The sequence below is a fragment of the Cohnella baijiui genome (assembly GCF_020731285.1).
Lineage (GTDB): Bacteria > Bacillota > Bacilli > Paenibacillales > Paenibacillaceae > Cohnella.
Genome location: NZ_JAJFOW010000061.1, coordinates 18,855 through 27,716, shown reverse-complemented (window position 1 = coordinate 27,716; position 8,862 = coordinate 18,855). Strand labels below are relative to the sequence as shown.

The 8,862-nt window shown below is 62.8% G+C and carries 9 protein-coding genes; all 9 read right to left on the bottom strand.

Translation table 11 applies throughout. The annotated features are described in order from the left end of the window. Positions 1-495 precede the first annotated feature (495 nt). A complete protein-coding gene (locus tag LKX83_RS34070) occupies positions 496-618 on the bottom strand; it encodes a hypothetical protein (protein WP_255654990.1) in 123 nt (40 codons plus the stop codon). Further along, on the bottom strand, positions 615-749 hold the full coding sequence (locus LKX83_RS34065) for a hypothetical protein (protein ID WP_255654989.1): 135 nt from the start codon (positions 747-749) through the stop codon (positions 615-617). The genes LKX83_RS34070 and LKX83_RS34065 overlap by 4 nt, the downstream gene beginning before the upstream one ends. 18 nt (positions 750-767) lie before the next feature. Beyond that, on the bottom strand, positions 768-2,087 hold the full coding sequence (locus LKX83_RS30225) for an AAA family ATPase (protein ID WP_227886705.1): 1,320 nt from the start codon (positions 2,085-2,087) through the stop codon (positions 768-770). Between the two features lie 350 nt (positions 2,088-2,437). Further along, entirely contained in the window at positions 2,438-3,187 is a 750-nt protein-coding gene (locus LKX83_RS30220) for a sugar phosphate isomerase/epimerase family protein (RefSeq protein WP_227886702.1), read from the bottom strand. 142 nt (positions 3,188-3,329) lie between these two features. Then, complete coding sequence (locus LKX83_RS30215) at positions 3,330-4,235, bottom strand: DUF72 domain-containing protein (RefSeq protein ID WP_227886700.1); 906 nt, start codon at positions 4,233-4,235, stop codon at positions 3,330-3,332. Further along, positions 4,232-5,743: a GGDEF domain-containing protein gene (locus tag LKX83_RS30210; RefSeq protein WP_227886698.1), complete on the bottom strand. Its 1,512-nt coding sequence runs from the start codon at positions 5,741-5,743 to the stop codon at positions 4,232-4,234. The genes LKX83_RS30215 and LKX83_RS30210 overlap by 4 nt, the downstream gene beginning before the upstream one ends. A gap of 56 nt (positions 5,744-5,799) precedes the next feature. Continuing rightward, positions 5,800-6,441, bottom strand: a complete 642-nt coding sequence (gene trhA / locus LKX83_RS30205; protein WP_227886696.1) for a PAQR family membrane homeostasis protein TrhA — start codon at positions 6,439-6,441, stop codon at positions 5,800-5,802. A 273-nt stretch (positions 6,442-6,714) separates the two neighbouring features. After that, positions 6,715-8,223 (bottom strand): methyl-accepting chemotaxis protein, encoded by a 1,509-nt coding sequence (locus tag LKX83_RS30200; protein ID WP_227886695.1) that lies wholly within the window; start codon positions 8,221-8,223, stop codon positions 6,715-6,717. A gap of 14 nt (positions 8,224-8,237) precedes the next feature. Continuing rightward, the gene (locus LKX83_RS30195; RefSeq protein ID WP_227886694.1) at positions 8,238-8,825 is read right to left on the bottom strand and encodes a hypothetical protein; all 588 of its coding nucleotides are present in this window, start codon (positions 8,823-8,825) and stop codon (positions 8,238-8,240) included. Between the last annotated feature and the right edge of the window lie 37 nt (positions 8,826-8,862).

Sequence of the window (8,862 nt, the reverse complement as noted above, 5' to 3'; positions counted from 1 at the left end):
GATTTATTGTAACAGGTCGCTACTACGGTGTGTCCACTTTCTAGTCTATCTGCATACGGAACCTGTTACCGCACATCGTCGTTCTAACGCGGCTGCGGCGCCATGTACGGAACCTGTTACCGCACATCGTCGCTCTAACGCGAACGCGGCGCCATGTACGGAACCTGTTACCACACAACGTCGCTCTAACGCAGCTGCGGCGCCATGTACGGAACCTGTTACCGCACATCGTCGCTAACGCGGCCTCGGCGCCATATACGGAACCTGTTACCGCACATCGTCGCTCTAACGCGGCTGCGGCGCCCAGTGCGGTATGATCGGCTGGAAAAATGGATCGCTAGGTGTAGCGAGAACATAAAGAAACCGTCCCTTTTGTAGATGGAGGAGCAGCTTCCTTTACCGAAGACGGTTTCTTGGTGTTTGAAGGCCCTTCCTTCGTACTTGACGCGTGGGATGGCCTCCATTTCGGATGGAAGCTCGTCCGGCGCGTCTTCCTCAACGAGGACACGCCTCCGGACCGTGTTCGATCGGGTTGCGCCAATAAGGCCCGCGGATCGACAGGTTCATGAGCTGCGCCGCGATCTCCTCCTCGGAATCCGGCATGAACTCCGCGATCACCAGGCGATCACCTCGAGGAAGGCGGACTCGACATACTGGATGACGACTTTACGCCGGGCCGTCCCATTCCGGTCGTCCGGCTCCGTCAGGCGGACGCCTCGGAAAGCGAACGCATGCAGCACCTTCAGCAAGCCGTCCGCAACCGGCCGTCAAGCCGAGTGGAACCCGATCTGATAAGGCGCGCCCGATCCCCCGCTGCCGGTATTGCTAAGCCAGTCTCCGCGGCGTCCTTTGTTCAGGTCGCTGCGCAGATCCGAGATCAGCCGCTCCAGATCGACCTTTTCCTCATAGTGCATCTGCAGTGCGGCAGAGACATACAGCTCGCTGAGCTGGGCCAGCGAGAACCCTTCGGTACGGCGTGCCGCCAAAGCGAGCTGCTCCTCGTCCGTCATCTTGCCAAGCCCTTTGCGGAGTAGATAGGCGTGGCGCATCTCCTCGTCGGGCAACCTCACTTCGTAAGCCCGGTCGAAGCGGCCGGCCCGATTCATGAGGGCGGGATCGATATTTTCCGGATAGTTCGTCGTGCCGATCAGGAAGACGCCTTCCTTGGAAGTCGCACCGTCCAGGATGTTCAAGAAAAACGAACGGCAGGAGGCCGGCATCGAATCGATATCCTCGATGACGAGCACCGTCGGCGCCTGCTTGACCGCGGCGGCGAACACTTCCTGGATCGATTCGCTCGTCGTGTATTCCGTGATCTGCCAGTAGGAGACGGGCGCGTCGATGCTGCCCGCGATCGACTTAACGAGCGTCGTCTTGCCGTTGCCGGGACGCCCGTACAGCAGAATCCCGCGCTTGTAGGGAATGTCGTACGTTTGGAAAAACGCCCGGTCCTTGGAGAAAAACTCGTCGATCGAGCGGAAGATCTGCGTTTTCAGCGACTCGTCCATAATGACGTCGTCCCGGGTCACCGCCTGGGAGATCGGCTCCCGGTTCCGGTCCAGCCCGTCCTTCGTATCGGTGTAAATGTTCATCTTCCGCTCGCGAACCAGTCGGCCCTGCATCTCCCGGAGGCAATCGCGCAGCCCCTCGTCGCTCTCGGCGAAGATCAGGTCTTCGGTGCCGAGGCCGTAGTTAACGAGCGTCGGCACGCGGGCGAACGCCACTCGGTGCTCCGGATAAGCGAACACGTTGTTGCGGACCGAAGGCCGGATGTCATACTGGGTTTCGCCGAGCTTTGGCTCGAACAGAAATTGCCGGGTCTCGACCAGGTCGAACACGCTCGCCACGAAGTCCAGGCCCTGATAGCCCGCGGCGAGGTCCTCCTCCAGCCCGTCCCATACGTCGTCCTGATCCTCCTGATAATAAAGCTTGAAATCGCAGCCGTACTTGTCGGACAGCATCCTGACGATGCCGCCTACCGTGGCGGCATAGTCGAAATAAACGTCGGCGCCTTCGTGTCCCCGCTCGGCGAATCGGGCGACGAAGGAACGCTTGTCCGTCTCGATCGAAATATTCGTTTTATTCATCATGGCATTCACCCGTTCATTTCGGAGTATAGTCGTGCGCGTCGCCGGCCTCCTTGACCCAAAAAAACCGCCAGCCCCCGGCTCGCGGTTTCACGCAAAGGCAAGAGAAACAGGGGGAGATCCGGCGCTCGTCCGGACGTCCCATGGGCGCGTGTGCGGCGATCCGAGCCGCCGGCGGACAAGCGTCCTTCCCCGGCATCCGCTATCGGACCGCCGAGCCGCGCGCGCATCCGTGCTGTTAGCGTAAACAACACGGACGCCGGATGTCAATTGGGAATTACATGAGCCGGAGCGAAGGCGTCTCGATCTCCGCCAGTTCGCGAATTTCCGTCAGCTTCCGCCAAGGATCGCTATCGCCGAGATACGTCAGCGAGAACGGCCCGCGGAAGCCGGTCTTTCGGGCCAGCTCCGCGCATTTGCGAAAATCCGTCGAATCGAGTTGGCCGCCGGCGCCCTCCGACGCCTTGGCATGGATCGTCTCCGCTTGCGGGAGGATGTCCTCCAACTGCCGGTATTTCTCCGTCTTGAAGTTGCCGAAGTCCGCCGCAAGCGCGCAGCATCTTCAGTACGCGGTCCGAACGGGACAGCAGGCGGCCCAGGTTTTCCGTTACGAGGCGAATCCCGCCTCGTTCGGCGAAGTCGGCCAGCTCGCGGAGCATGTCCGCGGCGCGGTCGAACGCGGCTTCATCCTCGGGCGACGCCTGGCCCGCGCCGATGCGGACCCTGCGGAAGCCAGCCTGCTCCGCGGCCCGGATCCAGCGCCGGTACAGGTCTCTCTCCGCCGCCCGGCGCGCCTCGTCCGCCGAAGAAGGATCCCCGAAGTCGAGCAGCAGCGAGGTCAGCTCCACGCCGGCCTGTCCGGCATCGTCCCGCAGCCGGCGCAGCCCTTCCTCCGACATGTCCCGCAGATGCACGTAGGCCAGCTCGACCCCGCGATAGCCCTGCTTGCCGAGGCGCGTTATCAGCTCCGACAGCGTCATCCGCGCCGGATCCGTCCCCTCCGTTTGTACGACATGCTTTCCGCCGTCATCATCCCATTCGATGAGCTGCAGAGGTCCCATTTCCCGACCGAACGACCAGCTGTTGACGTGGTATTGCATACGCGTCTCCCCCTTCAAGGTCGGATGAAGCCCGTTTCTCTCTAATTAAACCAGTCCGCCTCGGCTCAATCAAGGCCGCCGTCCGACCGGCTGCGGACGGTAACCCGAATTTTCGGGTTACGCGAAGCCGTCCGGCCGGCGATCACTCCGGAGGAAGCTCCCCGCCGAACAGGTCGAGCTGCTCAGGACCGGCATCCCCTGGCGTTTCGACCGGCGCTTCCGGATCCCCGCCTTCCGGTGTCTTCAGCCCGAGCATCGCCATCAGCCGCTTGGCGTTCGGCGCGGCGTCCCCTCCGGAGTTGTTGTTGAATACGACGCAGATGTCCCGCGTATCCCGCTGCAGGACCAGCAGCCGGTCACGCCACTCGGCTAGCTCCTCGTCGCTGTACCGGTACAAGTAGCGGACTTCGCGCCAGTTCGGCGCACTGCTCTGGTGCCAGCCCGCCGCATTGCGCCCGTGCATCCGCACGATCGTCAGCTCCGGATGCGTAGCGGCGAGCACCGTCGGCACAGAGCCGGCTCCGGCCTGCGGCTCGTCGCACACGCTGTGTATCCAGCCTTCGTCCGCCATGAACGCCAGCGTCTTGTCCCGCCACTCCGGCGCGAACCAGCTCTGGTGCCGGAACTCCAGCGCGCACGGCAGCCCCTCCATGCGTGCTCTCGTCTCGCGCAGCAGCTTTACGTTCTCGCGATTGCAGTCGAACCAGGGGGGATATTGAAACAGCGCCGCCCTCAGCTTGCCCGCCGCGCGGGCCGGCTCGACGGACGCCCGAAAGGCGGCGTACATTTCCTCCGCGTCCTTATAGTAGCTTTTGCCGCGCAGATGCCCGGTCATTTCCTGATAAGCCTTCACGACGAAAGAAAACTTGGGCGGCGTCTCCTCCGTCCAGCGGGCGAAACGCTCGGGCGGCTGAACGGCGTAGAACGAGCTGTCCACCTCGACGACCGGAAAGTGCCGCGCGTACGTCCGGAGCTTGTCCTTGGCCTTCAAGCCGTCCGGATACAGCGCATCCTGGTCGCCCCATCCGGCCAGTCCCACCTCGATCATCGTATCGCCCCCTGCCTCTCTTCCGCCTGTGCGACCCGGTTTCTTCCGCTTTGCTTGGCGGCGTACAGCGCCCGGTCCGCGTCTGCCACGAGCGCCTGCGCGTCGGACAGCGCACCGCCTCGCGCGGACGCCGCGCCGACGCTAACGCTCACATAGCCCGCCGGTCCGCCCGCGTGCGGCAGGCGGAGCGCTTCTACGGCCGCACGGATGCGCTCGGCGACGCGGACGGCATCTGCGAGACTCGCCCCCGGCAAAATGACCGCGAACTCCTCCCCGCCATACCTCGCCGCGAGGTCCTCCTCGCGCTGCAAGACGCTTCTCGCCGCATCGGCGACGCGGATGAGCGCTTCGTCCCCGGCCTGATGGCCATACGTGTCGTTGTACGCCTTGAAGTCGTCGATGTCGAGCAGGAGAAGCGCGAGGGTGCTGTCTCCCGACGCGACCGCCGTCCACTCCCGCTCCAGCGACTGGTCGAAGTGGCGGCGGTTCGGAATGCCCGTCAGCCCATCCAGCAGCGACAGCTGGCGCAGCATGTCGTTCGCCTTGCGAAGCGCCTCCACGGCGCGCTGGCGCTCGGTGATGTCGGTGGCCACCCCCATATAGCCGAATGTCACCTCCGCTTCATCCCGCACCGGCGTGACGCTCAAAAGGATGCGCAGCCGGGAATGGTCTTTGCGGAAGCATGTCCACTCCCGCTCGTCCGGCAGACCGTGCCTAGCCTTCGCCGACAAGACGCCAAAGCCTTTGACGGCCCGCCCCAGCATCTCCTTTGCCCGGTAGCCGAACATCAGCTCGGCGCCTTTGTTAAACAGCGTAATCCGGCCGTCGAGTCCGACCGCGACGATGGCTACGCCCGACGCGGACTGCAGGATCCCTTCCTGCATCGAGTGCAGCTTGCGGTAGCGCTCCTCGCTCGCCTTCAGTTCCTGCGTCAGCCGGTTGGCGGAGGCGAAGTACGCCGTCAGCCCGGCGACGAAGACGCCGCCGACCGCGATGAGCGGCGCCATGCGCAGCAGGATGTCCGCGCTGTCCTTTCCGAGCAGGTAGACGAGCGTCCCCGTCAAGCAAGCCAGGCTGAGCAGCAGCGAGTAGCCCCACATGCGGGCGGGATGGCCGCGGACGGCGCGATAGATCAAGCCGCTCGCGAGCGACAGCGTCAGCGCCGAGATCGACGCGACGATCGAAGAGTGGTTCAAGCCAAACAGCAGGATGCGCGCGGAAGCGGCGATCAGGCCGGTCAGCAAAGCCGAGTAGAGGCCTCCATAGGCAGCCGAAGAGATGATCATCAGCTGGCGAAAATCGAGAATCGTCGTCGGTCCGATGCTGACGCCGAAATACATGAGCAAGATCGCGAAGACGCCATGGACCGCGCCGGCGATCGTCTTCGTGCGAAGGCTCGGGCGCAGGCCCGCCACCTTCTGCCCGAAGAGCAGGTTGTAGGCGAATAAAAATGCGGTCAACAGGGCGAAGTTGGCTACGAGGTCGTTCGTTATCGACAGGTTCGTCACATCCCGGAAACCATGCTATGATTCTACATTTTACTACAATTTCCGGGGAAATGAAGCTAGCGGAGGACGAACAGCAAAATGGCGAAGAAGTGGGCGACGGAGCCGGCCAGCACGAACAGGTGCCACACGGCGTGATGGTACGGGAAAGCGCGCCACATATAGAAAACGGAGCCGATCGTATACAGGATGCCGCCGGCGACGAGCAGACGGATGCCGCCCGGCATGAGCGCTTGCGTCAGCGGGCCCCAGGCGAATACGATGAGCCATCCCATCAGCAGATAGAACAGCGTAGACAGATAGAGAAACCGCTTGGTAAAGAAAGCTTTGAAGACGACGCCGCCTACCGCGATGCTCCAGACAAGCCCGAACAGCGTCCATCCCAGCGGCCCGCGCAGCACGGTCAGCAGAATCGGCGTATAGGTGCCGGCGATGAACAGATAAATGCAGGAATGGTCGAATGTCTCGAACAAGTCCTTCAGCTTGCCTTCCCGCACCGCATGGACGAGCGTGGAGGCGGTATACAGGAGCAGCATGGTCGTGCCGTAGATCGCGAAGCTGGTCACGTGCCAGGCCGTCCCCTTCAAGCTGGCATAAACGACGAGCAGCACGAGCGCCGCGACGCTCAGAACGGCGCCGATCCCGTGCGTAACGGCATTGGCGACTTCTTCTCTTCGGGTGTAGACGTACGTATTCGCCATCGCGTGTTTCACTCCCCGGCCGAAAAGCCTGTCTTGGTATAGCCTATTGTACCACCGGAAGAGGGGAAAGGCGAAATGGGTGACCAACCCCGGCCGTTCGGCGGCATCTAGGCTCTTGTATCGTATTCGGGCACCCGCCCATAGGTGACTGCCGATCCCGACCCGCGCGCGCAAACGGCCGGACCGGCGGAACGGGATGTTCCGCGCGGTCCGGCCGCTTCCAGCCGTTGATCGGTTGTTGATGAGAGCGGCACGCGGCGTGTCCTCTGCAGGTCATGCCCGCCGGATAGGGGAAGTGCCCTGCCCTTGGCCGTCGACGAGCTGCTTCAGCTCGGTCACGAGCGTGTCGAGCCGCTTGTAGTCCTCGACGATGGCGTTGATCTTGCCGTTCTGCAGCGACATGCTCGCCGATACCTCTTGGATGGAGGCCAGATTCTCTTCGGCGGCGGCAGCGATCTGATCGGAATCCTCGGCGATGCCGGTGTACTTGTCCCGGACCTGCTCGGCCGAGGCGTAAGCGTCCTCGGATTGCGCCTTGACCCGCTCGCTGTTAACCGAGATGTCGGACATGATTCGGCTGACCTGACGGCTTGCCTCGTGGCTCGCCGCAACCGCGGACTGGCCTCGATGGACCTCGCGGCTGACCGCCTCGATTTGCGCGCGGACCGCCTCCAGGATGCCGGCAATCTCGCCCGTTGCCTGACGCGAGTGGTCCGCCAGCTTGCGCACCTCGCCGGAGACGACGGCGAAGCCTTTGCCGTGCTCGCCGGCGCGCGCAGCCTCGATGGCTGCGTTCAGCGCCAGCAGATTCGTCTGCTCGGCGATTTCGCCGATCGTGCCGATAATATCGCTGACGCGGGCGTTCTGCTCCCCGAGCGCTTCCATGAGCCGCACGGTGTCGCCGATGATCGCCCGTACTCGCTCGACCTCCTCCGCGAGCACGGCGATTTCGCCGCTGCCCGCCTGCGTGAGCTCCGCCGTGTCGGCCGACAGCCGGCGCAGCCGGTCCGTCCCGTCCGCGAGCCCGGAGATGACCGTCTCCACCTCCTGCACGGAGCCCGACACGCTGATGACGGCGCGGCTCTGGCTTTCGATCGCCTGCGTCATCTCCACGAACGTCGACGTCACTTCCTTGGAGATGCGGCCGGTCTCCTGGACATCCTGCTGCTGCTGCGAGCTGAACCCGCCGAGCAGCTGAATCGAAGATTCCAGCTTGTCCACAAGCTTGTCGGACAGCTCTTTGGATGCGACCGCCTGCCCTTTCTCTTCCGTTACCTGCCGCTGCAGCTGCGCGCCGAAGCGCGCGGAGGCCGCAAGCGCCGCCGTCACGAAGACGAGATAAAGGGCCAGATACAGCAGCGAATCGTGCGGGAACAGCCGCTCCCCGAACTTGGGATCGAGGAACAGATAGGCGCTGGTTCCCAGACCGAGCGCGCCGGCCAGGAGGATCGGCTTGTAGTTCGCATACAGCGTCATCAGCGCAATGTTCACGTACACGAGGAAGTACGTGCTTACGATCGGATTCGGATCCGATACGATGAGCAGTACGGTGAGCAGCGTCAGGATGACGGGCACGAGATACATGACGTAGCCCGTCAAAATCCGCTTGTAGGTCAGCAGCGTCGCCAAACCGCACATGACCGTGCCCGTGACGACGAGGATCAGGATCATGCGAAGCGGCAAAGCCGCGCCGATGTCGGCGAGTATGCCGAGCAGGAGCATGCCCCAAAGAATTTTTACGTAGAGTCGATTGCGTCTGTCCAATACCGTTAATTCGCTCATGTTGACCGCCTTTGTCAGAGAAGTGATGAAAGGGTAGGAAGGGCGGAGCATTCCGGCGGGCGCATAGCGAATTCCCGGAACGACAGCCATTCGTATTGCGAGGGGTTCTCGTACATCCGCTTCATGTCGAATACGACCGGGACGACTTGATCCCCTTTGTAGAACTTGGCTGGCCCCACCTTCTCCATCGGGACGCGGTAGGTGATCCGGAGCGCCCGATAGAAGACCGGTTCCAGCAGCGAGACGAAGTAGTGATAGCCGTACTCCTGGGCGAAGTGCACCGCCGACGACAGCAGCTCCGACGTGTAATCGCCCCGCCACTCCTTGAGCAGCGCGATCTTGTCGATCTCCGCGACGCGGGACGGGTCCGCGGCCACGTTCGGATGGAACGCGAACGGAGCGATCTCCTCGAGCGGACCACCTCCGGGCGCATAGGGTTTGAATTCCGCCGAGCCGACGTACTCCCCCTGCGGCGTGATGACAACGTACCGACCGAGTACCCGGGTTGAAAATTCGAATTCGAATCCCTTTTCCCGCCAAGCCGTCATCCAAATGAAGTTAAACAGGGCCAGCTCCATCTCATTGTCGACTTGCTTAAACACGTCTTCCACTCCTAGGGCTCTCTCTCTTTTGAAATTG

Bases quoted from the DNA above. Each gene is read 5' to 3' on its own strand.
- LKX83_RS30225 (WP_227886705.1), bottom strand. From the start codon at position 2,087: ATGAATAAAACGAATATTTCGATCGAGACGGACAAGCGTTCCTTCGTC.
- LKX83_RS30220 (WP_227886702.1), bottom strand. From the start codon at position 3,187: ATGCAATACCACGTCAACAGCTGGTCGTTCGGTCGGGAAATGGGACCT.
- LKX83_RS30215 (WP_227886700.1), bottom strand. From the start codon at position 4,235: ATGATCGAGGTGGGACTGGCCGGATGGGGCGACCAGGATGCGCTGTAT.
- trhA (WP_227886696.1), bottom strand. From the start codon at position 6,441: ATGGCGAATACGTACGTCTACACCCGAAGAGAAGAAGTCGCCAATGCC.
- LKX83_RS30200 (WP_227886695.1), bottom strand. From the start codon at position 8,223: ATGAGCGAATTAACGGTATTGGACAGACGCAATCGACTCTACGTAAAA.